This is a genomic window from Kineococcus indalonis, from assembly GCF_009906395.1.
Lineage (GTDB): Bacteria > Actinomycetota > Actinomycetes > Actinomycetales > Kineococcaceae > Kineococcus > Kineococcus indalonis.
Map to the genome: position 1 here is coordinate 1 of NZ_JAAALM010001000.1, position 511 is coordinate 511.

A 511-nucleotide genomic window follows, 5' to 3' on the forward strand; every position below is an offset into this window, starting at 1 on the left:
ACGCCGGCCGGGTGCCGGCGCGGGTCGCGCACCGCGGCCACGCGCCCGCCGCGGTGCACCGCCACGCCGGCGTCGAAGGGCTGCAGGCCCAGCGCAGCCACGTCCAGGACCTTGTGCAGCTCCGGGTACGCGGGGTTGATCAGCTGGAAGCCGCGGTCCACGCGGAAGCCGTCCACGACGTCGGTGCGCACGCGCCCGCCCACGCCGTCGGAGGCCTCCGCGACGACCACGTCCAGGCCCGCGTCCGTCAGGTGCTTGGCGCAGGCCAGGCCCGCCAGCCCGGCGCCCACGACGAGGACGTCGGTGGAGGGCGGCAGCTGCGGGGACGGCACGGCGGGGGAGGGTGAGGCCTTCCCCGACGGGACCGCCGGGAGCAGGGGGTCCGACCGCTCGGGGGACGTGGCGCTGGGGATCACCCCCCGAGCGTATCGAGGCTGTGGATGACGAGCGCGGCCATCCCGCGGCGTGCGGTTCCCTGTCCTGCGTGCTCCACGACGACCCCCTCGACGAC

Annotated in this window: 1 protein-coding gene; it reads right to left on the reverse strand. The window is 76.9% G+C overall.

The annotated features are described in order from the left end of the window. Positions 1 to 332, reverse strand: a 332-nt coding sequence (locus tag GTR00_RS24610; RefSeq protein ID WP_323132684.1) for an FAD-dependent oxidoreductase, incomplete at its 3' end; no start/stop codon positions are given. Positions 333 to 511: the final 179 nt, after the last annotated feature.